We start from the raw sequence: 25,016 nt of genomic DNA, 5'->3' as shown, positions 1-25,016 counted from the left end.
ATCGCACGATGTCAATCAATTCAATTCTGACATCAATCGCTGTTGACATCACTTGATGTCAGACTTACTCTTCGTTCAGTTGTTCACGCACCAATCAGGAGGCGTCACACATGGTCGACATCGACCCAACCTCGGGGCCATCGGCCGGTGACGAGGAAACTCGAACTCGCCGAACACGAGTCGTCGTCATCGGAGCCGGTTTCGGCGGCATCGGAACGGCTGTCCGCTTGAAGCAGTCCGGGATCGACGACTTCGTCGTTCTGGAACGTGCCGCGGAGCCCGGGGGGACCTGGCAGGTCAATACCTACCCCGGTGCACAGTGCGACATCCCGTCGATTCTGTACTCGTTCTCGTTTGCGCCCAATCCGAACTGGACGCGGCTGTATCCGCTACAGCCCGAGATCTACGACTATCTCCGGGATTGCGTCCATCGCTTCGGACTGGCCGGTCATTTCCACTGCAACCAGGACGTGACAGAAGCTTCGTGGGACGAGCAAGCCCAGATCTGGCGAGTACACACTGCGGAAACCGTCTGGGAGGCACAGTTCCTGGTCGCGGCCACCGGCCCGTTCAGTGCCCCCGCCACACCCGACCTTCCCGGGCTCGAATCGTTTCGTGGTCAGATGTTCCACACCGCGGACTGGAACCACGACCACGACCTTCGCGGTGAGCGGATAGCCGTGGTCGGCACCGGCGCCTCTGCGGTGCAGATCATCCCCAGACTGCAACCGCTCGCGGACACGTTGACCGTGTTCCAACGGACACCGACGTGGATCCTGCCGCATCCGGATCAGCCGATGACCGGCTGGCCAAGCGCTCTCTTCGAGCGGGTGCCGCTCACCCAACGACTGGCACGCAAGGGACTCGACCTGCTTCAAGAAGCCCTGGTACCCGGATTCGTGTACAAGCCGTCACTTCTCAAAGGGCTGGCCGCACTCGGCCGAGCACACCTTCGCCGGCAGGTGCGGGACCCGGAGCTTCGCGCAAAGCTGCTCCCCCACTACGCATTCGGATGCAAGCGTCCGACGTTCTCGAACACCTACTATCCCGCGCTGGCGTCACCCAATGTGGAGGTGGTGACGGACGGAATCGTCGAGGTGCAGGAGCGCGGAGTTCTCACCGCGGACGGAACCTTCCGGGAAGTCGACACCATAGTCATGGGAACCGGCTTTCGGATGGGAGACAACCCGTCTTTCGACATCATCCGAGGCCAGGACGGCCGCAGCCTCGCACAGACGTGGAACGGCAGTGCCGAGGCCTTCCTCGGCACCACTATCAGCGGTTTTCCGAACTTCTTCATGATCCTCGGCCCCAATTCCGTGGTCTACACCTCGCAGGTCGTCACGATCGAAGCCCAGGTCGAGTACATCGTGAGCTGCATTCTTCAAATGGACGAGCGCGGCATCGGCAGCATCGACGTCCGCGCAGACGTGCAACGCGAGTTCGTACGCGCAACAGACCGCCGACTCGCCACCAGCGTGTGGAACGCCGGGGGGTGCAGTAGTTACTACCTCGTCGACGGCGGCCGCAACTACACCTTCTATCCCGGATTCAACCGATCATTCCGCGCCAGGACCAAACGAGCCGACCTCGCTCACTACGCGCAGGTACAACCCGTCTCGTCCGCAGCACTCACCACTGCTCGAGAAACCGTGAGGAGCCGATAATGCTCGGCATCAACGCCTTTCGAGGCACACCCGTCGTCGCACCGTCCGGCGCTCGCCGCTACACCGACGAAGCACATGCGATCGCCGCCCGTGACGTCGATTTCGACTGGGACGGCGTACCACTGCATTACGTGCCGAACGAACCGATGGTCACCCACGTCATCAACTTCATGCATCTCGTGTTACCCGAGGGAGAGCGGGCCATGTCCGCAACGCTCGCCGAAGCACTCCCGCTCATCGAGGACACCCGCCTGCACGAAGAGGTGGTGGGATTCGTCGGCCAGGAAGCAACACACGCGTCGTCGCACAAAGGTGCACGCGAGCATCTTGCGGACCTCGGCATGGACATGAAACCGATGTCACGCCGGATGGACTGGCTCGTGGACAAGATATTGGGCGACAAAGGATTGACCGGAAAAGCCAAGCACGCCTGGCTCTGTGAACGTCTCGGCTTGTTTGCCGCCATGGAGCACTACACGGCAGTGGTCGGGGAATGGCTGCTCACCGATCCCGCCCTCGAAGATGCCGGCATGCACCCGATGATGCTCGACATGGTCAAGTGGCACGGCGCCGAGGAAGTCGAACACCGCAACGTAGCCTTCGACGCCTACATGTACGTGGACGGCAGCTACGCCAGACGCGTTCGCACGGCGCTGCTGGCCAGCTTCACGTTGTTCGTGCTGTTCATCGCCTCGATGAACTACCTGTTCCGACAGGACCCGTCCACGACGAAAGGCCGACTGTGGCCTCTCCAACTGATAAGCGCCACCCGTCGTGGCCTGGTACCCAACATGAAATTCCTGATCACCGAGATTCCTCCGTATCTGCGGCCGAGCTTCCATCCTTCCCAGATCGGGGACATGGACATCGCCATGCGTTACCTCGCTCGCTCGCCTGCTGCCAATCGTTCTTCCGAAGCGAGCGCAGGATGAACAAGACGACTGCCGACAGTTCCCACGACGCACCCGACTTCACACCGACCCGGTCGTTGAGGTTTGCCGCGCAAGCCACCGGCGCATACCGCCGAATCTTTGCAGCAAGTCCAGCAGCGCACATACTTTCGCGCCCCAGCCCGGTCCGCTACAGCGGGTTCGACATGACTCTGGACGTGAAGTCCGTCCGGTCAGAGTGCGACGACGTCCTGAGTGTCACCTTGACCCCGAGGGAAGGAATCACCCTTCCGTCGTGGATTCCCGGCGCCCACCTCGACATCTTTCTCCCCTCGGGAAGGCAACGACAGTATTCGCTGTGCGGCGACCCCGACGACTTGTCCTCGTATCGGATCGCCGTCCGGAGGATCGACGAGGGTGGGGGCGGCTCGCGCGAGATACACGAGTCGCTGAAACCCGGCATGGTTGTGGACGTTCGAGGGCCACGCAATGCATTTCCGTTTGTCGCTGCTCCGTCGTACCTCTTCGTTGCGGGCGGAATCGGGATCACTCCGCTCCTTCCCATGGTGCAACGTTGTCACCGCCGCGGAATCCCGTGGCGTTTGGATTATCTCGGACGAACTCGGACGGCCATGCCATTTCTCGACGAGATCGAGGAATACTCCAGCGGCCGGGTAACCATCCGACCGGACGACGAGTTGGGCCCGACGGATATCGAAACACTGGTCGCTGCTGCGGATCCCGGTGCCGCGGTGTACACGTGCGGACCGGCGCCGCTGATGAACATGGTGCGCGCGGCGACCTTCGCCGGCAATCCGACCGGATCGGTGCACAGCGAGAGGTTCTCCCCACTCCCGGTAGTCGACGGCAAGGAGTTCACGGTGCATCTGGCGCGCACCGGTCTCACCGTCGATGTGGGCGAGTCCGAAAGTGCTTTGGCTGCGATACGACGTGCACTTCCCGGAGTCGCTTATTCCTGCCAACAGGGCTTCTGCGGTACGTGCAAGGTTCGGGTGCTCTCAGGGAGCGTCGATCATCGAGACACCTTGCTCACCGAATCCGAACGTACAGATTCGATGTTGACCTGTCGATCACGTTCCACCGGTGCATCTTTGGTGGTGGACCTGTGAGGGGAGAATTCTCTCTTGCGGCCGCCGACGCAGACTTCGTCCGATCCGCGCCGCTGGTGATCACTCACCGGATCGAATCCGAAGCGACGTGCGAAAGCTTATGGCAGACGTTGACCTCGGACGGAGCGCTCACGTCGTGGGCGCGCGGGATCACCGGCGCCGACTGGACCTCGGCCAGACCATTCGGCATCGGGACTACGCGAACCGTGCGCGCCGGCGCTTTTGCTGCACTGAACGAGAGATTCTTCCGCTGGGACGAGGGGCACCGGATGACGTTCTACGTGGAGTCGGCGTCACTGCCGGGGTTCAAACGCTTCGCCGAAGATCTGGTGCTGGAACCGACTTCGACTGGCAGCCGCCTCACCTGGACGTTCGCTGTACAAGCGCAGCCGTGGTTCGCCCCGATTCTGGCTCTGTCCCGACCGATCCTCGAACGCGTCACTCGCAGCTGGGCCGACGGCGCCGTCCACCACACACTTCAAGGAACTCCACAATGACGGCGACCGAGATCGACACGACCACACAGGCGTCCGACGACACGGTGACACAGGCAGTGCGCGACGCCCGAACTGCTTCCGAGTGGTGGGCAGAACTGACATTCGAGCAACGCGCTCGTCGACTGGATCGGTGGCGTGGAATCATCGCTCGTCGAGCATCCGAACTCGCCGACGTCGTGCACCGGGACATGGGCAAGCCGCACCCTGACGCGATGCTCGAAATCGCCATGGCACTCGAACATCTCGCGTGGGCGTCGAAGAATGCCCGAAAGGTATTGGGCAGGCGCAGCGTCCGCTCCAGTTTGTTGACGATCAATCAGGCCGCCTCGGTGGAGTATCGACCTCTCGGGGTGATCGGTGTGATCGGTCCGTGGAACTATCCGGTCTTCACCCCACTCGGTTCGCTCTCGTTCTCGCTGGCTGCAGGCAACGCCGTGGTCTACAAGCCGAGTGAGTTCGCGCCGGCAGTCGGGCAATGGTTGGTCCGAGCGTTTGCCGAGGTCGTCCCTGAACATCCTGTGCTGCAAGTTGTCACAGGCGACGGTTCGGTCGGCGCGGCACTGTGCCTGGCCGGTGTCGACAAGATCGGGTTCACCGGATCGACCGCGACGGGCAAGAAAGTCATGGCAGCGTGCGCCGAGACCCTCACACCGGTGTTGATGGAATGTGGCGGTAAGGACGCGCTCATCCTTGATGCCGACGGAAATGTTGGTGCCGCCGCGGATGCTGCGGTGTGGGGCGCATTGTCCAACTCCGGTCAAACCTGTCTGGGCGTCGAGCGTGTATACGTGCACGAACAGGTCTACGACGAGTTTATCGACAAGACAATCACTTTGGCTGCCCGAGTTCATGCGGGTCCGGGGGCCGAAGACAAGATCGGTCCGATCACCATGCCCGCGCAAGTGGCTGTAATCCGGCGCCACATCGACGACGCGGTGTCTCGAGGTGGACGTGTCGTTCTCGGAGGGCTCGGCTCGATCTCCGGCCAGTATGTGCAACCGACCATCATGGTCGACGTCCCCGAAGACAGCCTCGCCGTCACGGAGGAAACTTTCGGCCCGACGATGACGATCACCAAGGTCGCCTCGATGGACGAGGCGGTGGAGTTGGTCAATGCGTCGCCATATGCATTGGGAGCAAGCGTGTTCGGCAAGGATGGAGTGGCTGTTGCCGATCGGCTCCGATCCGGAGGAGCGTCGGTGAACTCTTACGTGATGTATGCCGCGGTTCCCAACCTGCCACTGGGTGGGGTCGGAGCATCTGGTTTCGGACGCGTTCACGGCCCAGATGGTCTGAAGGAGTTCACCTATGCCCGGTCGATGACCAGGCAACGATTCCGTTCGCCCCTACCACTGACGACGTTTCGACGGACCGCCCGAATCGACTGGCTGGTCAAGGTTCTCATCCGCGCTCTACACGGAAGGCACTGAAGCAATGACGGGACGCATGTCCGCAATTGCGGGAACAGTCCGCGATCTGGGCATTCCACTGCCCGGACGCCGAATCGACTACGACGTCGCCGGAAAGGTCGTGCTGATCACCGGCGGAGGCGACGGTATCGGTTCCGCGCTGGCGCGCACTCTCCACCGGCGTGGGGCCACCGTGGCGCTGGTCGACGTCAACGAAAGTTCATTGGCAACGGCCGAGCGCTCATTCGAGTCACAGCGAGTCGTGACGGTGACGGCCGATGTCCGAGATCGGGACGGCATGACCGCAGCCGTGCAAACGATCATCGAGCAGCTGGGCAGAATCGACGTCGTGGTGGCCAACGCCGGAATCACCCCTCCCCCGGCAACATTGCGCCAGATCGATCCCGACGCCTTCGATCGTGTGCTCGACGTCAATCTCACCGGCGTCTTCAACACCGTGCATCCGACCATCGACGAGGTGATCCGCAACAGTGGGCACATCGTCGTCGTGTCATCGGCGGCGTCGTTCGCCCCCGGTTTGGGCGGCGCTTCGTACATGATCAGCAAGGCTGGGGTCGAAGCGCTCGGCCGGGCGCTGCGTCTCGAGATTGCCGGCTACGGCGCCACTGCCGGCATCGCGTACTTCGGGATGGTGGATACACAACTTGCACGCGCCACACTCGACGACGACGAGATCGGGCGCAAACTCGACGCTCGACTACCCGGTCCCCTCCGTCATCGAATCTCCCCGGACCGTGCCGCCACGGTGATCGCAGACGCGATCGCGCGCCGCGCCGCGCGGACCCTTGCCCCCGCTGCCTGGGAACCCTGGGCGTGGGGACGCGGATTCATCAATGTCCTGGCCGACGGCTATCTGGCCAGGGACAAACAGGCACACGACCTGATCCGCGAACTCGAAGACAGAACCACCGCTGCGGCCCCGACGAATGCATCAGCCCTGACAAAGGCATCCAGGAGAACATCATGACCACGTTGTGTGCAGCCTTCCAGCGAGTGTCGGCGGTAGCGCCCGACGCGGTGGCCCTGCGAGACATCGGCGATGCGCGAACACTGACGTGGCGCGAGTACGCCGAACAGGTCCGCGAGGTTGCCGCGGGATTGGCCGGAATCGGCGTGGGACACGGCGATACGGTTGCCCTGATGATGAGTAACCGCATCGAGTTCTATCCGATCGACGTCGGTGCCCAACATCTCGGCGCGACGTCCTTCTCCATCTACAACACGTCGGCACCCGAAGCCATCCGTTACATCCTCGCCAATTCCGGTGCACGGGTTCTCGTCTGCGAAGACCGGTACGTGGATACGGTCCGCCGCTCGGGCGCCACACTCGAGACGATCGTCGTCGTCGACGCGCAATCGCATGTCCACCAGCCCTGCACCGTGACCCTGGGGCAGATGAAGAATTCTGCCGCATCGGATTTCGATTTCGAGGGCACCTGGCGTGCGGTGAAACCGAACGACGTCGCCACGTTGATCTACACCTCCGGCACGACCGGCAACCCCAAGGGCGTCGAGACGACTCATGCATGCCTGTTGTTCGAAACCAACGCCGTAAGCGCTGTACTCCCCGTCGAATTCGGTGACCGCATCACCTCGTACATGCCGTCGGCGCACATCGCCGATCGGCTCACCTGCCTGTACATGCAAATGGTGTTCGGCACCCAGATCACTGTCGTACCGGATCCGAGCCAGGTAGCGGCCGCGCTTCCGGACTGTCGCCCCACGATCTGGGGCAGCGTCCCCCGTGTGTGGGAAAAGCTGAAAGTTGCAGTCGAATCGGCTGTCGCCAACGAACCGGACGACGCGCGGCGAGCGGCGTTGCAGTGGGCACTCGACGTCGGTCGCACTCGTCTCGCACACTTGCGAGCCGGTGAAACAGTCCCCGTCGAACTGGAAGCGGACTACGCCCGAGCCGATACGATGGTCCTGTCCGCTCTGCGTGCGAAACTCGGCTTTGCCGAACTGAAGTGGGCCATCTCTGGCGCCGCACCGATTCCGCCGGACACGTTGGCATTCTTTGCGGCCCTGGGAGTTCCGATCTCGGAGATCTGGGGAATGTCCGAGCTGACATGCATCGCGAGCACCGCGCCGGCCGAGCCGACCAAGCTCGGAACGGTCGGAAAGTTACTCCCAGGCATGGAAATGCGCATCGAGGCGGACGGCGAGCTACTGGTTCGAGGCCCGTTGGTCATGAAGGGGTACCGCGGCGAACCGGCAAAAACGGCCGAAGCGATCAGTGCAGACGGGTGGCTCTCGACCGGAGATGTCGTCACCGCCGACGCGGACGGCTACCTCACGGTGATCGATCGCAAGAAGGAGTTGATCATCAACGCGTCGGGAAAGAACATGTCACCGGCCGCCATCGAGACGGCAGTGAAGACGTCGTCGTCGTTGATCGGTGAGGTCGTGACGATCGGAGACGGCCGAAAGTTCAACACAGCGTTGATCACACTCAGCGCCGACGCCGCGGTCGGAGCGGCACGCTCACTGGGACTTGCGGCCGAGGCCGCGGTACTCGCCAAGGACGCTCGGATCGTCGACATCGTTGCAACTGCTGTCTCCGAGGGAAACTCGCGTCTGTCGAGGGCCGAGCAGATCAAGCGGTTTCACGTACTCACCATGTTCTGGGAGCCAGGCGGCGACGAGCTGACACCGACGATGAAGCTCAGGCGCAAGCCGATAGCCGAGAAGTACGCATCCGAAATTGCAGCCCTCTATGCGGATTCGGTCGTAGAGGACGTCTACGAGCCTGCGCCCTGCGCATAGATCAGCGTCTCGGTGGCCTTGACCACAAACGTAGCGGCCGATCCCGGAACCAGATCGAGTTCGGCCGCTGCGCTCGCCGTGATGTCGGCAGACAAGCCCGGCTGGCCGGCTTCGTCCTCCGCTCGCACTCGGACGACATCGCCTCGGTTTTCGATCTCCGCGATCGTGACCGCAAACGCATTTCGTGGGCTGCCGTGCGGCGGATCCAGGTAGACCGACACTGCTCGCGGCTCGAAGACCGCCACGGCGGCACTGCCGGCCGGTAGGTCGGTCTCCGTCTGGCCCGCGATATCCACCCCGACCGGACTTCTGAGCACTCCGTCTCCGGCCATCGTGCCGCTGCGCAAGTTGATCCCGGCGATCCGTGCTGCAAATGCACTACGCGGGCGGGTCAGAACTGTTCGTACGTCACCACGTTCGACGACCCGGCCACCGTCGATGACGACAACCGTGTCGGCCAGCGCAAGTGCGTCCAGAGCGTCGTGCGTGACGAGTACGGCAGTGCGATCGCCGGTCCTGAGCACTCGGCGCAGTAACGACCGCAGCGCGGGGGCGGAGACGACATCGAGCGCGGACATCGGTTCGTCGAGCAGAAGCAGTTCGGGTTCAGCAGCCAATGCCCTCGCCACTGCAACCCGTTGCGCTTGGCCGCCGGAGAGCTGTGAAGGCCTGCGGTCAGCCAAATCGCCGGCGTCGACTGCCTCCAGCCAATGGCGCGCGGACTCGGCGGAATCGCGACGCGACCGCCCTGCACTGCGCGGCGCGAACGCCACGTTCGCAGCCGCACTGAGATGGGGAAAGAGAAGTGCCTCTTGCGCGAGTAGGGCAGTGCCGCGCCGATGGGGTGCCAACACGACTCCCCTACGGGTATCGGTGAGAACGCGGGAATTGAGTTCGATCAATCCGCGCCGCGGATGATGCAGTCCGGCAACCGCCGCCAGTACCGTCGACTTGCCGGCGCCGTTCGGCCCGAGGATGGCGGTCACCTCGCCCGCCGCGACGTCGAACGTCGCAACGACGTCGCGCTCCGGAATCTCGATGTCGACGTGGAGGCCACTCACAACGAACCCGCCGATCCGCGTCCGCGCACCGCAACCACGATGACCACCGCGACTACGACCAACACCAGCGAAAGCGCTACCGCTGCATCCGGATCGGTCTCGCGCTGGAGATAGATTTCCAGCGGCAGGGTACGCGTCACCCCTTGCAGACTCCCCGCGAAGGTCAGCGTCGCACCGAATTCCCCCAGTGCGCGAGCGAAAGCCAGAACTGCCCCTGACACCAGACCGGGAAGCACCAGCGGCAGAGTCACCCGGCGAAGCACGGTGGTCGGGCGGGCTCCGAGCGTCGAGGCAACGGCCTCGTATCTTGTACCCGCAGTGCGTAGTGCACCTTCGAGGCTGACGACGAGGAACGGTAGCGCAACAAACGTCTGCGCCAGGACCACCGCGGTTGTCGAGAATGCTATCTGGATGCCGAGCACTTCCAACTGCTCACCGATCAACCCTTTGCGCCCGAACGTGTACAGCAACGCGATACCGCCCACCACGGGCGGCAGAACCAGCGGGAGCAGAATCAAGGATCGAAGAACGGACAGTCCCCGAAAATGACTGCGCGCCAACACCGCGGCCATCGGTACCCCGAACAGGATGCACAGCAGCGTGCTCATTGCCGCTGTCTTCAAACTCAGTTTCAACGCGGCAACCGACGATTCGGAAGTCACGAGTTCCCAGAACTGCGACCACGGCACGGTGGCCAGCATCGCCGCCAAGGGCGCGATGACAAACGCTCCGCCGATCAGCGCCGGAAGGTAAATCCATACCGGCAACCCGAGCGGAGCCCGGGCTGCCGGTCTTAGGTGTGTCACGGGGCAGCGAATCCCGCGTCACTCAGAACTGCCAGGCCCTTGGGCCCCTTCACGAGATCGACGAATTTGGTTGCCGTTTCCGAATTCTTCGAATCTTTCAGCACCGCAATCTGGTACAGGTTGACCACCGTGGTGGCTTCCGGGAACGCGACCGTCTGCACCTTGTCACCCGCGGACTTCGCGTCGGTGACGTAAACGATGCCGGCATCGGCCTGCCCGGACGTCACCTTGTTGAGAACGTCCGTCACCGACGATTCCTCACTGACGGGCGAGAGGGTCTCACCTGTGGCCGTCTCGACCTTCTTCGTAGCCGCGCCGCACGGGACCTGCGGAGCGCAGATCACCAGTTGTGTCCCCTCCTTTGCCAGATCTGCGAAGGACGCGATGCCCTTCGGATTGCCAGGCGGTACAACGATCGTCAAGGTATTGCTCGCGAAATCCGAGGGCGACCCCGCGACGACACCGGCATCGGTGGCCTTGGTCATGTTGGCGGCGTCAGCCGAGGCGAACACGTCAGCCGGTGCGCCCTGGGTGATCTGGGCGACGAGATCCGAGGACCCGGCAAAGCTGAATGTGACCGATGAACCGGGGTTCTCGGACTCGAACTCCTTGCCGAGTTCGGTGAAGCTGTTCTTGAGTGACGCCGCCGCGAAGACGGTGATGCTTCCCGTGGCACTGTCACTGGAAGTGGTCGTGGTCGGAGCGGCCGACGACGTCTCCGACGACGAATTGTCGGAGGAACTACAACCGGTCACCAGGGCAAGCGAAAAGGCACCTGCTGCAACAAGTCCGACTACACGCTTCACGAATTTCCTCCAGTATGTTCAGAACTACGGCGTTTCCACGATGACCGTGGTGGCCTTCACGATTGCGACTCCGATACTCCCGACCTCGAGTCCGAGCTCCCGAACCGCGTCGGTACTCATCAACGAGACGACAGTGAAGGGCCCACACTGCATTTCGACCTGGGCCATCACCTTGTCGGTGACGACCTTGGTGACGAGGCCGGCGAACCGGTTGCGGGCCGAACTCGCACCCGTGAGCGGATCGGCCGGTGCGGGTCCGGCGTTGGACCGGGCGAAGCCCGCCAACTCGGCACCGTCGATGACCTTGCGGCCGGAGTCGTCCGTCGTCGCGGTGAGAAGCCCACCGTCGACCCACCGTCGAACGGTGTCGTCACTGACACCGAGCAGACCGGCAGCTTCGCGGATTCGAATGTTGGGCACCAGGTGATCGTAGGTCGCAAGTGCGGACCTAACAAGCCGAAATACTCCGCAGATGCGTGAACTAGTCAATCATGATCACGTATCTGCGGAGCATTGTCGATAGTTGCCGTAGACGAGTCAGCGCATCATTCTTCGGCCCAGGGCACGCGGCAGGAGTCGGTGCTGAACCCTTGCTCGGTGATCCCCAACGCCGAATACATCCGGGCGCGCATGTTTTCGAGCCCGATCTGATAGGTCAGTTCCACGACGCCCGCTCGCCCGAACCTGCGCTCGAGATCCGCGACCTGCTCGTCCGTCACCCCGTTCTCCCCGTGCGGGTCACCGGTCATGGCATCGGCGTAGGCGATCGCGGCCCGCTCGTCCTCGCTGTACTTCGGTGAATCCCGGTAATTCGCGATCCCTTTCAGCTTGTCGATGTCCAAACCGTCCAGGCGCGAGAGCATCGTCCCGAAGTCGACACACCACGAGCAGCCGACAGTCCAGGCGACGCGATAGACGGCCAGTTCACGAATGCTCGACGGCAGCACCTTCGACGCCTTCTGCACCGCCATCTCGTGACGGGCAGCCGCGACGAACAATTTCCGATGGTTGGCCAGGACGGCAAAGGGCTCGGGGACTTCGTCGTACTGCCTGGCGGCGAATTTGTATGCCACTTTGATCAACGGACTGGCTTCTGACGGTGTCACTGCGGGAATGCGAGTCATGGCAAGCCTCCGTATGTTCTGGGGCACCGGATTCGATGCTCTCTACAGAGTTGGACGATGGCGGCGATTCAAACGTGACAAGCACCGCGTCCGAGCGGATGTGAGGATGCGGTGTCAGCCGACTAAGCTGCAAAGATGCCTTCGACGCCCCGCAACCGCACCGTCTCGCGTCTGCAGCCGTTCGCATCCACGATCTTCGCCGAGATGACAGCGTTGGCCACACTTCACGACGCGGTCAACCTCGGTCAAGGCTTTCCGGATACCGACGGTCCCGCGGCCATGCTCGAAGTAGCGCGTCGAGCCATCGCCGAAGGCGTCAATCAATACCCGCCCGGTCCGGGCATGCCCGTCTTGCGCCAAGCCATCGCGGAGGATCGGCGCATCCGCTACGGACTCGACAGCGATCCCGACTCCGAAGTTCTGGTCACCGTCGGCGCCACCGAGGCGATCAGTGCTGCAATTCTCGGACTGGTCGAACCCGGCGAAGAAGTAGTGCTGATCGAGCCGTACTACGACTCCTACGCTGCATCCGTCGCATTGGCAGGCGCTGTGCGTCGGACTGTTCCGCTGGTCGCCGCCGGAGACGGATTCGCGGTCGATCTCGATGCATTGCGCGGCGCGATCACCGCCAAGACGAAGATGATGATCGTCAACAGTCCTCACAACCCCACCGGCACCGTATTCACCGATCACGAACTTCGAGCGATCGCCGAACTCGCGTGCGAACGCGACCTGATCGTGTTGAGTGACGAGGTCTACGAGCACTTGGTCTTCGACGGCCTCACCCACACACCGATGGCGTCGCTCCCGGGCATGCGTGAGCGCACCGTCACTGTGTCCAGTGCCGCAAAGACTTTCAATGTCACCGGCTGGAAGACCGGCTGGGCGATCGGCCCCCGAGAACTCATCGACGGAGTCCGTGCCGCCAAGCAGTTCATGTCATTTGTTGCCGGTGCACCATTCCAACCGGCCGTTGCCTACGCGCTGACCAACGAACAGCCGTGGGTCGTCGAACTTCGACAGAGCTTGCAAGGCAAACGGGACGTACTCGGAAAAGCTCTGACCGAGGCCGGTTTCACGGTGCATTCCGGCGGCGGCACGTACTTCCTCCTTGCCGACATCAGACCGTTGGGTGAAACCGACGCGGGAGATTTCTGTCGCGCCCTACCCGAGCGTATCGGCGTCGCGGCCGTACCGGTCGACGTGTTCGCGGACAACCGCGACGATTGGAAGCACCTGGTGCGCTTCGCCTTCTGCAAGCAGGACCACATTCTTTCCGAAGCTGCACGCCGTCTCCACCTGCTCCAAGGAGCAGCGCACCCATGACAGCGCGGACCATCCCGACCGCATTCGTCCACCGCTACCTCGCGTTCTCGCCGGACAACGACGTCGATTTGTCTGGTGCACTGCGAGCTGCTGGGATCGACCTGGAGACATTGTCGGACGCTCGCGCGCGGCTGACCCCAACTCAGGTCACCACCTTCATTCAAACCACCTGGCAGATCACCGACGACGAATTGTTCGGCCTCGGATCCGCCCCGGTCCCCCGTGGCACTTTCCGATTGATCTGCCTGACGTTGATCCATTGCCCCGACCTCGGATCAGCGTTCGCTCGAATGTCCGACGTGATCCGTGCGCTACCGGCTCTGGCCCCACTGGCGATCGAAAAGGGCGAGGAAAGCACGCGGGTGAGCTTCGCAGTCCGAGCTCGCGAAGGCGTCGCCGAACCTGATGTCGCAGAACGTGTCACAACCGATTTTGTCCTGATCTTGCTGCACCGATTTTCCGCGTGGTTGATCGGAAAGCGCGTCCGACTTCGGGCAGTCGAATTTCCGTACTCGGCACCGGATGCGCGGTTGGCGCAGGACTACGACTACATCTTCGGAGCGCCGGTCACCTTCGGCGCGCAGCGAGCGGCACTGGAGTTCGACAACTCGGCCATGCGCGCACCGATCATCCAAACCGAGGAGACGTTGGAGGAGTACCTCCGAGAATCTCCGATTCAGCTCATGTCCGAACGCGATTACGACAGCACTGCGTCGGCGCAGGTGCGACGGGTCCTGGAACTTGGGGTGAAGGGGCGAACCTCCACGGCCGAGGAGATCGCCGAGATGCTCTCGATCAGCGTTCCCCATCTGCGTCGACTGCTGCGGCGTGACGGAACATCACTGAATCAACTACGCGAGGAAGTGCTCCGCGACGTAGCCATCGCTGGTTTGCGGCGCGGAGAATCCGTCGAAGTACTCTCGGCGCGATTGGGGTTCTCCGAGCCCAGCGCCTTCCGTCGGGCCTTCAAACGATGGACCGGCGACACTCCGAGTTCGTACCGCTAGCTGACGCAGAACTCGTTTCCTTCGGGATCGGTCATCGTGATCCACACGCTCGGCCCCTGCGCTCCCCGGTGCAGGATCGTCGCCCCCACCGTCTCGAGGTGCGCTGCGACATCCTCGCGCTTGTCGCCCACTCGTATGTCGAAATGGAGCCGGTTCTTCACCGTCTTCGATTCCGGAACCAGTTGGAACAGAACGCGGGGACGTTCGGGATGCTCCGGATCGCTGATGGCTGCACCTTCGCGCCAGACGAGAACTCCCTCGAAGGTCGTGGTGTCAGATTCCTTGGCGTGACCAGCAGCGACGAGGCCCCTGATGAAGTCTTCGTCGCTGGGCTCCGCTGCCCACCCGAGTGCTGCGGCCCACCACTTCGCCTGTTCGTGCGGATGTGCCGAATCTACTGTGACTTGAAATTCGTATCCCATGTTCCGACGTTAACGCCGACCACCGACACCTAGTGAAGGTTCAGCCGAGCCCGGGCATCAGTCGACACTCTTGATGGTCTTCATGGTGATCAGCGATGTCACCCGCGAGACAGCCGGAAGCCCGCTGAGCTTGGTGACCATGAAGTTCTCGTACGTCGCGAGATCTTTCACCGCGACCCGAATGAAGTAGTCGGGAATTCCGAACAACCGCCGACATTCGATCACTTCGTCGAAGGCGGCGACCTGGGATTCGAAGTCCTCGATGGTCGCCTGGTCGTTGACTCCGATCTCGGCGGTGACGATCACTTGAAATCCTCGGCCAAGCGCTTCCTGACTGACGATCGCGCGGTACCCGGTGATGATTCCGTCGGCTTCGAGCTTTTTCACGCGGCGCAGGCAAGGGGACGGTGTCAGACCCACCAGATCCGCCAATTCCGTGTTCGTCAGACTCGAGTCCTGACGGAGGTGAAACAAAATTGCGTCATCCATGGCATCCATCGCACTATTATTGCGCACTGTTCAATATGTAGGCTTTCTGAGCAATCGATCACCTCGATCTTTGTTATAGATTTGCGTCGTGATCGAACCAGCATCGTCGACGGCCGCGCCTGCCGTCGAACTCTCGCCGCGAACCCCGGCGTGGCGGCATGCCTTCCAACTGTCGCTGCCGGTCGGATTCGGCCTGCTCCCACTCGGGATAGCCCTGGGCGTTCTTGTGGTCCAACAGGGCCTCAACCCTTGGTGGGCAGTCGCTTTCACCTCGCTGATCTACGCCGGATCGCTGGAGTTTCTCGCCGTCGGAATGGTCGCGGCCATGACACCACTGCCGTACGTCGCTCTGACCGCACTGCTGGTCAACTTTCGACATGTGTTCTACGCCTTGAGTTTTCCGCTGGAAAAGATTCGCAACCCCTTCGCCCGCTTCTACAGCATGTTCGCGCTGACCGACGAGGCCTATGCGATGTCGGTAACTGCCGATCCCAAGGCACTCACCGGACGCGTCATCGTCTACTCCCAGCTGTACCTCCACGGCTACTGGATCGGTGGCGCGATCCTGGGCGCGACGGCAGGACAGTGGATTCCAGATTCGATAGTCGGTCTCGACTTCGCTCTGACCGCACTGTTCGTCGTCCTCTCGATCGAGGCAATTCGCGCACAAAACGGATTCGCGGTGCCGGTCGCTGCGGTCACCTGCGCTCTGGTCGCCCGGCTCGCAGCCCCGGATCACATGCTGCCAATTGCAATGGGCGCCTTCGTGCTCTTCCTGATCGGCCGCTTTGTCTACGACTCACGAAAGGCGAAGATCGATGCCTGACACCTCGTACATCTTTGCGGCGGTCGCAGTCATGGCCGTGGTCACCTTCGCGCTGCGCGCAATCCCCTTCGCCGCGCTCATGCCGCTGCGCTCCTCCGCCCTGGTCGGCTACCTCGGCATCTACATGCCGGCCGGCGTCATGCTGATCCTCGTGATGTATTCACTCAAAGGGGTGTCGATCACCGCCCCGTCTCACGGCCTCCCCGAACTGATTGCAGTGTGTGCCACAATCGCCGCGCACCTGTGGCGAAAGAATGCCGTCCTGAGCATCGTTGTCGGAACGACGATCTACGTCGCGCTGGTCAATACCGTGTTTGCCTGAGCGTTTCCCATCCGGGAGCAAAGCAGTTTTACTACCGGATGGGTGATTTGTAACCTCCAGGCGCTTATCTGAACAGTTGAACACTTATACGATTTCAGTAGGGTGGCCGCCGGCCGCGACTGAAAGATCGGTGAGGTTCGATGTCCACGACAATGACCACGACGGGCACCCGAATCGCCGGCGCTTGGCACAGTCTGGATCGAGGCCAGCGTCGAAGCATCATCGGAATGACCGTCACCGTCGTAGCACTCAACGTCGTCGGGTGGGCAGTTCTGCTCGGTCTGGTTGTCCCCGGCCACTACACGATCGAAGGCAGTGTCTTCGGCATCGGACTCGGTGTCACGGCGTACACGCTCGGCATGCGCCATGCTTTCGACGCCGATCACATCGCCGCCATCGACAACACCACTCGGAAGTTGGTGGCGGACGGCAAGAAACCGATGTCCGTCGGTTTCTGGTTTTCACTCGGACACTCCACCATCGTCTTTGTTCTCGTCGCACTTCTGGCGTTGGGTGTGCGGCAACTTGCCACCAGCCTTTCCGACGACAACTCCGATCTGGAAAAGTGGACCGGCTTGTTCGGCACCACCATTTCCGGAACGTTCCTGATCTTGATCGGCCTCCTGAATCTTTTCTCTCTCATCGGGATTCATCGGGTGTACACGAAGTACAAGGCCGGAACCTTCGACGAGGAGCAACTCGAGAAGGAACTCGACAGCCGCGGCGCCCTCAACAAGATCCTGGGCCCGGTGATGAAGATGGTTCGCAAGCCCTGGCATATGTACCCGGTCGGCCTACTGTTCGGACTGGGATTCGACACCGTCACCGAAGTGGGACTGTTGGTGATCGCCGGCGGCGCGGCAGCGACAGGGCTCCCGTGGTATTCGATCCTCGTTCTACCGATACTCTTCTGCGCCGGGATGTCTCTGTTCGACTCGATCGACGGATCGTTCATGAACTTCGCTTACGGTTGGGCATTTGCCCAGCCGGTACGAAAGATCTACTACAACATGGTGATCACCGGACTCTCGGTGGCAGTGGCACTGCTGATCGGGACCCAGGAAATCATCTCGATCTTCACCGACAAACTCGACATCCACGACGGGATTCTCGGCGCCATCGGGAACTTGGATCTCGGCGCGATGGGCTTCATCATCGTCGGACTCTTCGTCGTCACATGGATGATCGCCCTCCTCGTGTGGCGGTACGGCCGCATCGAAGAACGGTGGCAAGCGCAGTCCGGTGCAGCAGTAGCACGACGAGCGACAGCAGACGAAGCGATGTGAGTTCGACTCGGCCTACGCAGAATCATGGGCCACCCGAAAGCGAATAGCTGATGTACGTCTCGCCCCATTTCAGGTACGCGCTCGACGTCGCCTGGCCGCGGATCTGGTCGTTCTGCCACTGGTAGACAGCGCGCCACGGAAATACGGAACTCACTTGTTCCAAGGTGTACTGCTCACGGTGGCCTTGCGCGTATCGCTGTTCGAGGTCTTCACGAGTGCGCGGCGGGAAATTACTGATCAGATAGGTCCGGCCGAGAGACTCGATGCGTCCTGGCGGCGCAAAGACATCAGCGCTGCGATAAGTGAAGGCCGCATACAGGTAGGCCGCCACCACAATCGTTGCCAGCGCTACCGCGCCGATCTTGAATGCACGTCGAAGCAGGGTCGGCATGGCTCACAGTACAACGACTGCGTCCCGATCTGATGCGGGTCGGCGGCAGCTGCACCTCCCGATTTCCTCGAGCCCAGACCACCTTCCGACTAGTACGGTGAGATCACCGGCAACCGATCTACGGCAACGATGGCGGACTCGCTCGACAACCCAGCGCCCTCTGCCACAGGTGAGGGCACATCGCGGCCAATCATTGCGGGCACCACGCACCAGTGCGGTCCATACGAGGGTCCCCCATGGGAAATCAGTTTCCGTCGCACAGCCTCCACGACCGAAGCCTTCCGCCCCTGCGTCTGGTCGCTATGAGCCAACCCGCTGCGAAAGCTCGACGAGCCGGTTCGAGAATCCCCATTCGTTGTCGTACCAGGCGAAAACCTTCACTTGTTCGCCGACGACCTGTGTGAGGGGCGCATCGAAGATTGCCGAGTGGGGATTGCCGACTATGTCGGCAGAGACAAGTGGCGCCTCCGAATAGGCAAGGTAAGACGAGAGTTCGGGAGTCTGCGATGCGACGCGAAACGCTTCGTTGATCTCCACGACAGTCGCCGGTCGTGAGAGATGGGCAGTGAGGTCGGTGATAGAACCGACTGGCACGGGGACGCGCAGCGAGAGTCCGGTCAATTTTCCGTCCAGCTCTGGGATGATCCGCCCGATGGTGGCGGCGGCGCCGGAGGAAGTCGGGATCGTAGACAATGCCGCGGCGCGGGCGCGCCGGAGATCGCTGTGAGGAGCATCGTGGAGGCGCTGGTCGCTGGTGTAGGCGTGGATCGTCGTCATCAGTCCGGACTCGATGCCGAACGCCTCGTGCAGCACCTTAACCATCGGTGCGAGGCAGTTGGTCGTGCAGGATCCGTTCGAGAATACGTCCTCCGACATGTCGAGGACGTCGTCGTTTACTCCGAGTACAACTGCAGGGACATCACTGTCGGCGGGAGCCGAAATGATCACCTTTCGCGCTCCCGCTGTCAGGTGTTGGCGAGCGTTGACCGAGTCCGTGAATCGGCCGGTCGACTCTATGACGACATCGACGCGTTCGGCTCTCCAGGGGATGAGGGACGGCTCGCGCTCAGAGGTGACGCGAATGCGCTTTCCTGCAACGAGAATCGCGTCCCCGTCGACCTCGACGCCGTCCAGATGACCGGACACCGAGTCCCACTCCAGGAGCGAAGCGAGGGTTGCGGCGTCGGCGATGTCGTTGATCGCGACGATCTCGACATCCGCATCGCTGCGTAGCGCAGCCCGCAGGTAGCTGCGACCGATACGGCCGAAGCCGTTGATTCCGATACGAACGGACATTGATTTCTCTTTCTCGAGTTGGTCAGTGATCGGTGCTGAGAGCGGACTGGGCGGCGTCGAGCAGGGAAATGGCTCCACGAACCGCCGCGTCCATCGGGCCCTGTTCACCCTGCGCGCGGGCAAGTACATAGCCGCCCTGCAGGACGGCTGCCAGCGTTCGCGCGAGATCCGCCGGGACGATGCTCGTCGGAAGTTCTCCTGCAGCAATCGCGGCAGTGATCGCCCGCTCCCAATGGTTCAGCATGGTGTCGAAGGCATTCGCAACGACTGCGATCAGTTCTGCATCCGTGACCACTTCCGGGTCCTGGGTCATCCGACCCACCCGGCACCCCCGAGTACCCGGCCGCGGCAACGAAAGGTAGCGCTTCATCTGTTCGAGGGGCGAGCCTTCTCCACCCAACGGAGATGACTCGCCCGTCATTTCTCGGGTAACTGCAGACAGCGCCTCTACCGCGAGTTCGTGCTTTCCACTGAAATGGTGATACATGCTGCCCTGGCCAACCCCGGCACGTGTCATCACGTCGCGTGGGCTCGTCGCTGCATAGCCGCGCTCCCACAACAGCTCTGCCATCGCACCCGTCAGCTGGTCCTTTGAGTTCACCAATCGACTGTAACAACTAGTATGTACAACCTCAACGTAGGTTCGACCAACAGGCCGGCCGGGCGATTGTGCGGTGATCGACCAGAGCATCGTTGCCGTTCTGGACGTGGCATCTGCAAGACTCCTGAAATGAAGCACGTCGGGCGCGAGGCAGCGGCACTGCTCAACGGGGCCGGGATCGAACTCAGCGAGGGCCTGACCGACGCAGAGTTCGATTCCGTCCACGAACGCTTTGGATTTCACTTCAACCCAGACCACCGCAGCCTTCTTGCCACTGCGTTACCACTTGGCGACCGTTGGCCGAACTGGCGTAGCGCCGACGACCTCGAGTTGGGTACTTGGCTAGATACAGTCACCGAAGGTTTCATTTGGGATGCACTGCATCAACAACCACCGTTCTGGCCGGCATCGTGGGGCAGAATGCCCGCCTCACCCGAGGACGTCACCACAATCGTGCGTCAACAGATCGGAGCGTGGCCGCGCCTTGTCCCGATCTTCGGACACCGCTTCACGCCCGCCGCACCCTCCCCCTCGGGATCGCCGGTGATCTCCGTGTGGCAGACCGATATCGTCTACTACGGGGCAAACCTCCTCGAATATCTCGCCAATGAGTTCCCCCTCGGACAGGGCCGAAAGACACTCTCTCCCATTAGCGTCCGCGTACCGTTCTGGTCCCGATTCATCGAGGCGGCCAACCGCGCGGAATCGATCTGACCGGCCAAAGGTCCTGTTCTGCCTGCCAATAGTTTCGCAGACGAATTTCGCGGGTATTGATCACTTGCGGCGGCGATTTCCAGAGCGAGGGGTCAGCCGCGCAAGGTCTGCCCCCGGCTGTCACTCGCCGGGTGGCGGGCCGCCAAAACCAGCGGGCCGCCGAAAACAATCTGTGCCAGGCGATGATTTCGATGCAAACGACACGACTCGACACCATCCTGATTCTGATCGTCGGGACGGCAATCGGACTGAGCGTCTGGCTGGCCACGCAGGAACCATTCGCGTCGATCGGACTCGGAATCGCAACGGTGGTGATCTGCTGGATCTCTTGCTCGATGATCCACGGCTTCCCACACCGATCGACGAAGGACATGCGTCCGCGCGAGAAACAGGATCGCGAGTCACCGAAACGGCGCTGACGCCGCGTAGGGATGAGGCCGACCGTGGAGGCCCGGACACAGCGAAGTGAGTGGTTCACCTGTCGCAGGTGAACCACTCACTTCGGTCAGAGGATCACACCTCGTCAGGTCGCCAGGTCGCGACGGCCCAGATCACGGCGACGTCGAGGGCGATGATCACGATCGACCACAGCGGGTAGTACGGCATCCACAGGAAATTCGCCACGATCGAGAGCGCCGCGATCACGAAGGCCATGCCGCGGGCCCACGTCATGCCGACGAACAATCCCAGCGACACCGCGATGCCGATGATTCCGAGCACGATGTGGATCCAACCCCATGTCGTGACATCGAATTCGAAGGTGTAGTTGACTCCGACGATCAGCAGGTCGTTGTCTGCGAGAGCCGCGATGCCCTGGAGCAACGCGACGATTCCCGCGACGAAGAGCAGGCAGGCTGCCGCCACCGTGGTCCCGATGGCAAAGCCCTGTCGGACAGGATGGTTCGCATGAGATTGGTGCGGAGCAGTCATGACGTCCCCTTCTTCGGCGAAATAGCGTGAGAACAGTATTCAAAGGTTCACGCCGACGGACATCACCCAGCAAGGATGAACAGCCGTCCAGCACTCCAATCAAAATTCATGGGAACATATGTTCGATTTCGGTGTACGGTGGAGCCTATGACCGCCACGATGCAACCGTCTCTGTTCGACAACGGTGACCTCGGCGTTTCTTTGGCCGATCTCGACGGCACGGTGCAGCGACGTATTCTCACCGCCGGCGCATGGGTCGACCATCGCCCGGCCTGGCTGACCGGATCGGAGGCCGTGTTCGACAATCTGGAGGCTACGGTGCCGTGGCGTTCCGAACGGCGTCAGATGTACGACCGCGTTGTCGACGTCCCTCGTCTGGTGTGTTTCTACGCAGAGAATCAACCACTGCCGGACGCGCTTCTCACCGAAGCCAAAGACGCGCTGAGCAGTCACTACTTCGACGAACTCGGTGAACCATTCGCCACGTCGGGTCTGTGTTTCTATCGCGACGGTTCCGACAGCGTTGCCTGGCACGGGGACGACACGGGACGAAGTCGCACCGAGGACACGATGGTGGCCATCCTGTCTCTCGGTGCGGCTCGCCCGCTCCTATTGCGCCCTCGTGGGGGCGGCGAATCCATCCGCTTCAATCTCGGACACGGAGATCTACTCGTCATGGGCGGATCCTGCCAACGCACGTGGGAACACTGTGTCCCGAAGAGTGCGCGGGCCCTCGGGCCGAGAATCAGCGTTCAATTCCGCACTCGCGGAGTTAGATAGCGTCGCGGAGTTCGTCTCGCAGCGCCTTCCGATTGAGCTTGCCGACGGCCGTCTTCGGTATGGATTCTGCGAAAACAACCCGACGCGGTTTCTTGTACGACGCCAGTCGTTCGCCGACGTGCGCGACCAATGATGCTTGCAGTGCGTCGTTTTCGACGGTCCCGTCCTCGAGTACCACCACAGCCGTGACCGCCTCCACCCACTTGGCGTCGGCGGTACCCACCACGGCGACCTCACGGACAGACGGATGCGTCAGGAGTGCATCCTCGACTTCACGGGGGTAGACGTTGTATCCGCCGCTGATGATCATGTCCGAAGCTCGGTCCTTCAAGAACAAGAATCCTTCGGCGTCGAACTGACCGATGTCACGGGTGTGAACCCAGCCGTCTTCGGTGAAGGTGTCCGCATTCAGTTCCGGTGCATTGAAGTATCCGGCGATCGCCGATGGCGAGCGGATCACGATTTCACCCGGTTCTCCCTGGGGCACTTCGTTTCCCTCGCCGTCGAGCAGCCTGATCTCGACGTCGATGGCCGGCTGACCACAGGACAGCAGGCGATCTTCCGTGTGATCTTCGGGCCGTAAGACTGCAATACACAGCGGTGCCTCGGTCTGCCCGTAGTACTGGAGAAAACGGTGTTGCCCCCACGCCTGCATTGCACGTTCGATGGTGGCCAGCGGCATCGGCGACGCACCGTAGATCACGGATTTCAGACTCGAGATGTCTGCGCTCGCAAAATCAGGGCGTTCGAGGAGCATCTGAATCATCGTCGGCACCAGATTGATTGCCGTAGCCCGATGCTCGGTTATCGAGTCCAAGAAGGTCGACGGGTCGAATCCGGGAAGGATGACGGTCTTGCCGCCACGCAGCCAGAACGGAAGCACGAAGACACCGCTGGCATGAATCAGTGATGCCGCGTGCAGCATCGTATCGTCCTGAGTCGCCGGAAGCAGATTGAGCAGAACATTGCGGCAGATGCCGGCGTAGCTGCGCTGAGTGTGCTGCGCGGCCTTCAATGTTCCCGTGGTCCCGGAGGTGAACAGCGTCAGGATCACATCGTCGGGAGCTAACTCGACGTCCGGTGTGTCCGAAGGCATGCTCTGTGCTTGGTCGAGCAGCGAACGCTGCCGCGCCGAACCTGTTTCCAGCCCGATGAACGTACGTTCGGGGAACCTGGCGGACAGTTCAGCGGCGCGGTCGGCGAGGTCACTACCGAAGACGACGTGCGAGGTGTCGGTGTCCTCGAGCATTCTCGCGTGCTCGTCGAGCGAGAGACGCGAGTTGAGCGGAACCCTGTTGATGCCGGCTTTGACACAGGCAAAATCGACGGGGACGCTGGCAAGAGAGTTGTTGACCAGCAATGCAACCCGTGCACCACGCCCGATACCGAGGGCGATGAATGTGTGCGCCAATCGGCTGCTGAGTTCGTCCACTTCCGTGAACGTCATCGATCGATCGCCGAAAACGACGGCTGTTCGCGATCCGTGCTGTCGCGCACCACGGGCGATCAGGTCTCTGGTTATGGGCATCATGGTTCAGTTTCCTCGTTCGAATTCGGGTTGTTCTCGAACCGGCCGTGCCGGCCGGCGCCCGCGGCGAACGCAGCAGCGCCGCGCACACCTTCAGCGATGACAATGGGATTTCCCGCGACGCCCTCGGCCCGCAGTGCTTCGGCAAGTGGTAGATCAAAAGATCGGTAGGCCGACGCGCGATCCGCGAGCATGCAGAGTTGAGGGAAAGCGGACAACTGGTGCGCAAGCTCCTTGGCTGCCTGGAGTGACTGCCCCACTGGAACAACACGATTGGCCAGCCCGAAGGCCAGCGCCTCCGGAGCGTCGACCGGGCGACCGGTCAAGATCATGTCGAGCGCTCGCCCCTGCCCGACGATTCGCGGCAGTCGCACGGTCCCGCCATCGATGAGAGGAACTCCCCAGCGCCGGCAGAAGACTCCGAACACGGAATTCTCCTCGCAGATCCTCAGGTCCGCGAGCAATGAAAGCTCGAGCCCTCCTGCAACCGCGTATCCGCTGACGGCGGCGATCAATGGCTTGGACAACACCAACCGACTCGGCCCCATCGGGCCGGTGCCGCCGCCTTCCGGATGCAACTCGTGCACGCGGGCGGGGTCGGAGACTGCGGTCAAATCCGCACCGGCACAAAATGTGCCGCCCGCGCCCCACAGAATCGCCACCTTCTGACTCTCGTCCGATTCGAACTCCAGGAAGGCATCACGCAACTGCGCCGCCATCGGCCCGTCCACCGCATTCTTGCGATCAGGGCGATTCATCACGATGACGGTGACGCCACCGTCACGCTCCACATAGACATCGCCACCTGGTCGATCGGAGTCGGTCACGATATTTCCTCACTGCTCGCGGATAAGGTTTCCCGGTACCCACCATGCCACTTGTAACAGAATTTGTCAGGAGTTGTTCAAAAGTTGTTACAAA

28 protein-coding genes are annotated in these 25,016 nt (G+C 61.9%); 15 read left to right on the top strand and 13 right to left on the bottom strand.

The window, feature by feature from the left end; translation table 11 throughout:
- The first annotated feature begins 110 nt into the window (after positions 1-110).
- Genes ABX74_RS24790 through fadD11 form a run of 7 tightly spaced genes read left to right on the top strand, consistent with a single transcriptional unit; the run spans position 111 to position 8,380 of the window.
- Positions 111-1,667: a flavin-containing monooxygenase gene (locus ABX74_RS24790; RefSeq protein WP_047889902.1), complete on the top strand. Its 1,557-nt coding sequence runs from the start codon at positions 111-113 to the stop codon at positions 1,665-1,667.
- Positions 1,667-2,599: a metal-dependent hydrolase gene (locus ABX74_RS24785; protein ID WP_047889901.1), complete on the top strand. Its 933-nt coding sequence runs from the start codon at positions 1,667-1,669 to the stop codon at positions 2,597-2,599. Before ABX74_RS24790 ends, ABX74_RS24785 begins: the two co-directional genes overlap by 1 nt.
- Positions 2,596-3,687 (top strand): PDR/VanB family oxidoreductase, encoded by a 1,092-nt coding sequence (locus tag ABX74_RS24780; RefSeq protein WP_019744963.1) that lies wholly within the window; start codon positions 2,596-2,598, stop codon positions 3,685-3,687. The genes ABX74_RS24785 and ABX74_RS24780 overlap by 4 nt, the downstream gene beginning before the upstream one ends.
- Positions 3,684-4,184 (top strand): SRPBCC family protein, encoded by a 501-nt coding sequence (locus ABX74_RS24775; RefSeq protein ID WP_046379077.1) that lies wholly within the window; start codon positions 3,684-3,686, stop codon positions 4,182-4,184. Before ABX74_RS24780 ends, ABX74_RS24775 begins: the two co-directional genes overlap by 4 nt.
- Positions 4,181-5,614 carry an aldehyde dehydrogenase family protein gene (locus ABX74_RS24770; RefSeq protein WP_047889900.1) on the top strand — a complete coding sequence of 478 codons (1,434 nt, stop codon included), beginning with the start codon at positions 4,181-4,183 and terminating at the stop codon, positions 5,612-5,614. Before ABX74_RS24775 ends, ABX74_RS24770 begins: the two co-directional genes overlap by 4 nt.
- Positions 5,615-5,618: 4 nt before the next feature.
- Complete coding sequence (locus ABX74_RS24765; protein WP_047889899.1) at positions 5,619-6,581, top strand: SDR family oxidoreductase; 963 nt, start codon at positions 5,619-5,621, stop codon at positions 6,579-6,581.
- Positions 6,578-8,380, top strand: coding sequence for a fatty acid--CoA ligase FadD11 (gene fadD11, locus ABX74_RS24760; RefSeq protein WP_047889898.1), 1,803 nt, complete (start codon positions 6,578-6,580; stop codon positions 8,378-8,380). Before ABX74_RS24765 ends, fadD11 begins: the two co-directional genes overlap by 4 nt.
- Here fadD11 and ABX74_RS24755 read toward each other — a convergent pair.
- From ABX74_RS24755 to ABX74_RS24735, 5 genes are all read right to left on the bottom strand, one after another.
- Positions 8,356-9,441, bottom strand: coding sequence for a sulfate/molybdate ABC transporter ATP-binding protein (locus ABX74_RS24755; protein ID WP_047889897.1), 1,086 nt, complete (start codon positions 9,439-9,441; stop codon positions 8,356-8,358). The two genes, fadD11 and ABX74_RS24755, sit on opposite strands and share 25 nt — an antisense overlap.
- Positions 9,438-10,247: an ABC transporter permease gene (locus ABX74_RS24750; protein ID WP_047889896.1), complete on the bottom strand. Its 810-nt coding sequence runs from the start codon at positions 10,245-10,247 to the stop codon at positions 9,438-9,440. The genes ABX74_RS24755 and ABX74_RS24750 overlap by 4 nt, the downstream gene beginning before the upstream one ends.
- Positions 10,244-11,053, bottom strand: a complete 810-nt coding sequence (gene modA / locus ABX74_RS24745; protein WP_019744970.1) for a molybdate ABC transporter substrate-binding protein — start codon at positions 11,051-11,053, stop codon at positions 10,244-10,246. The genes ABX74_RS24750 and modA overlap by 4 nt, the downstream gene beginning before the upstream one ends.
- 24 nt (positions 11,054-11,077) lie before the next feature.
- Positions 11,078-11,473, bottom strand: coding sequence for a molybdopterin-binding protein (locus ABX74_RS24740; protein ID WP_003940157.1), 396 nt, complete (start codon positions 11,471-11,473; stop codon positions 11,078-11,080).
- A gap of 125 nt (positions 11,474-11,598) precedes the next feature.
- Positions 11,599-12,177, bottom strand: a complete 579-nt coding sequence (locus tag ABX74_RS24735; protein WP_047889895.1) for a carboxymuconolactone decarboxylase family protein — start codon at positions 12,175-12,177, stop codon at positions 11,599-11,601.
- A gap of 135 nt (positions 12,178-12,312) precedes the next feature.
- Between ABX74_RS24735 and ABX74_RS24730 the strand changes: the two genes are divergently transcribed.
- The gene (locus ABX74_RS24730; RefSeq protein WP_047889894.1) at positions 12,313-13,503 is read left to right on the top strand and encodes a pyridoxal phosphate-dependent aminotransferase; all 1,191 of its coding nucleotides are present in this window, start codon (positions 12,313-12,315) and stop codon (positions 13,501-13,503) included.
- Positions 13,500-14,510, top strand: a complete 1,011-nt coding sequence (locus ABX74_RS24725; RefSeq protein WP_019744973.1) for an AraC family transcriptional regulator — start codon at positions 13,500-13,502, stop codon at positions 14,508-14,510. Before ABX74_RS24730 ends, ABX74_RS24725 begins: the two co-directional genes overlap by 4 nt.
- Here ABX74_RS24725 and ABX74_RS24720 read toward each other — a convergent pair.
- Together ABX74_RS24720 and ABX74_RS24715 are read right to left on the bottom strand one after the other, a co-directional pair.
- Positions 14,507-14,932 carry a VOC family protein gene (locus ABX74_RS24720; protein WP_003940409.1) on the bottom strand — a complete coding sequence of 142 codons (426 nt, stop codon included), beginning with the start codon at positions 14,930-14,932 and terminating at the stop codon, positions 14,507-14,509. The two genes, ABX74_RS24725 and ABX74_RS24720, sit on opposite strands and share 4 nt — an antisense overlap.
- 57 nt (positions 14,933-14,989) lie before the next feature.
- Complete coding sequence (locus ABX74_RS24715) at positions 14,990-15,430, bottom strand: Lrp/AsnC family transcriptional regulator (RefSeq protein ID WP_020970517.1); 441 nt, start codon at positions 15,428-15,430, stop codon at positions 14,990-14,992.
- A gap of 79 nt (positions 15,431-15,509) precedes the next feature.
- Here ABX74_RS24715 and ABX74_RS24710 point away from each other — a divergent pair, with 79 nt between their 5' ends.
- From ABX74_RS24710 to ABX74_RS24700, 3 genes are all read left to right on the top strand, one after another.
- The gene (locus ABX74_RS24710) at positions 15,510-16,247 is read left to right on the top strand and encodes an AzlC family ABC transporter permease (protein ID WP_020970518.1); all 738 of its coding nucleotides are present in this window, start codon (positions 15,510-15,512) and stop codon (positions 16,245-16,247) included.
- A complete protein-coding gene (locus ABX74_RS24705) occupies positions 16,240-16,569 on the top strand; it encodes a branched-chain amino acid transporter permease (RefSeq protein WP_003940007.1) in 330 nt (109 codons plus the stop codon). Before ABX74_RS24710 ends, ABX74_RS24705 begins: the two co-directional genes overlap by 8 nt.
- A 140-nt stretch (positions 16,570-16,709) precedes the next feature.
- Entirely contained in the window at positions 16,710-17,855 is a 1,146-nt protein-coding gene (locus ABX74_RS24700) for a HoxN/HupN/NixA family nickel/cobalt transporter (protein ID WP_082148555.1), read from the top strand.
- Between the two features lie 22 nt (positions 17,856-17,877).
- Here the strand turns inward: ABX74_RS24700 and ABX74_RS24695 are convergent, their stop codons facing one another.
- The 3 genes from ABX74_RS24695 to ABX74_RS24685 all read right to left on the bottom strand — a co-directional run bounded on the left by ABX74_RS24695 (position 17,878) and on the right by ABX74_RS24685 (position 20,143).
- Positions 17,878-18,246 (bottom strand): hypothetical protein, encoded by a 369-nt coding sequence (locus ABX74_RS24695; RefSeq protein WP_042952746.1) that lies wholly within the window; start codon positions 18,244-18,246, stop codon positions 17,878-17,880.
- Positions 18,247-18,546: 300 nt separating this feature from the next.
- On the bottom strand, positions 18,547-19,542 hold the full coding sequence (gap, locus tag ABX74_RS24690; protein ID WP_047889893.1) for a type I glyceraldehyde-3-phosphate dehydrogenase: 996 nt from the start codon (positions 19,540-19,542) through the stop codon (positions 18,547-18,549).
- 22 nt (positions 19,543-19,564) lie between these two features.
- Complete coding sequence (locus tag ABX74_RS24685) at positions 19,565-20,143, bottom strand: TetR/AcrR family transcriptional regulator (protein ID WP_053062076.1); 579 nt, start codon at positions 20,141-20,143, stop codon at positions 19,565-19,567.
- 129 nt (positions 20,144-20,272) lie between these two features.
- Here ABX74_RS24685 and ABX74_RS24680 point away from each other — a divergent pair, with 129 nt between their 5' ends.
- Positions 20,273-20,857 carry a hypothetical protein gene (locus tag ABX74_RS24680; RefSeq protein ID WP_053062078.1) on the top strand — a complete coding sequence of 195 codons (585 nt, stop codon included), beginning with the start codon at positions 20,273-20,275 and terminating at the stop codon, positions 20,855-20,857.
- A gap of 191 nt (positions 20,858-21,048) precedes the next feature.
- The gene (locus tag ABX74_RS24675) at positions 21,049-21,276 is read left to right on the top strand and encodes a hypothetical protein (RefSeq protein WP_223257997.1); all 228 of its coding nucleotides are present in this window, start codon (positions 21,049-21,051) and stop codon (positions 21,274-21,276) included.
- A gap of 94 nt (positions 21,277-21,370) precedes the next feature.
- Here ABX74_RS24675 and ABX74_RS24670 read toward each other — a convergent pair whose 3' ends face one another.
- The gene (locus tag ABX74_RS24670; RefSeq protein ID WP_003940106.1) at positions 21,371-21,787 is read right to left on the bottom strand and encodes a hypothetical protein; all 417 of its coding nucleotides are present in this window, start codon (positions 21,785-21,787) and stop codon (positions 21,371-21,373) included.
- Between the two features lie 147 nt (positions 21,788-21,934).
- Between ABX74_RS24670 and ABX74_RS24665 the strand changes: the two genes are divergently transcribed.
- Positions 21,935-22,567: an alpha-ketoglutarate-dependent dioxygenase AlkB gene (locus ABX74_RS24665; protein ID WP_029256052.1), complete on the top strand. Its 633-nt coding sequence runs from the start codon at positions 21,935-21,937 to the stop codon at positions 22,565-22,567.
- Here ABX74_RS24665 and ABX74_RS24660 read toward each other — a convergent pair.
- Together ABX74_RS24660 and ABX74_RS24655 are read right to left on the bottom strand one after the other, a co-directional pair.
- The gene (locus tag ABX74_RS24660; protein ID WP_021332179.1) at positions 22,560-24,098 is read right to left on the bottom strand and encodes an AMP-binding protein; all 1,539 of its coding nucleotides are present in this window, start codon (positions 24,096-24,098) and stop codon (positions 22,560-22,562) included. The genes ABX74_RS24665 and ABX74_RS24660 overlap by 8 nt on opposite strands.
- On the bottom strand, positions 24,095-24,922 hold the full coding sequence (locus tag ABX74_RS24655; RefSeq protein WP_047889891.1) for a crotonase/enoyl-CoA hydratase family protein: 828 nt from the start codon (positions 24,920-24,922) through the stop codon (positions 24,095-24,097). The genes ABX74_RS24660 and ABX74_RS24655 overlap by 4 nt, the downstream gene beginning before the upstream one ends.
- Positions 24,923-25,016: the final 94 nt, after the last annotated feature.

This window comes from Rhodococcus sp. ARP2, from assembly GCF_001029585.1.
GTDB classification, from domain to species: Bacteria; Actinomycetota; Actinomycetes; order Mycobacteriales; family Mycobacteriaceae; genus Rhodococcus_F; species Rhodococcus_F erythropolis.
The sequence above is the reverse complement of the archived record's forward strand: the minus strand, read 5'-3'. Positions and strand labels throughout refer to the sequence as shown.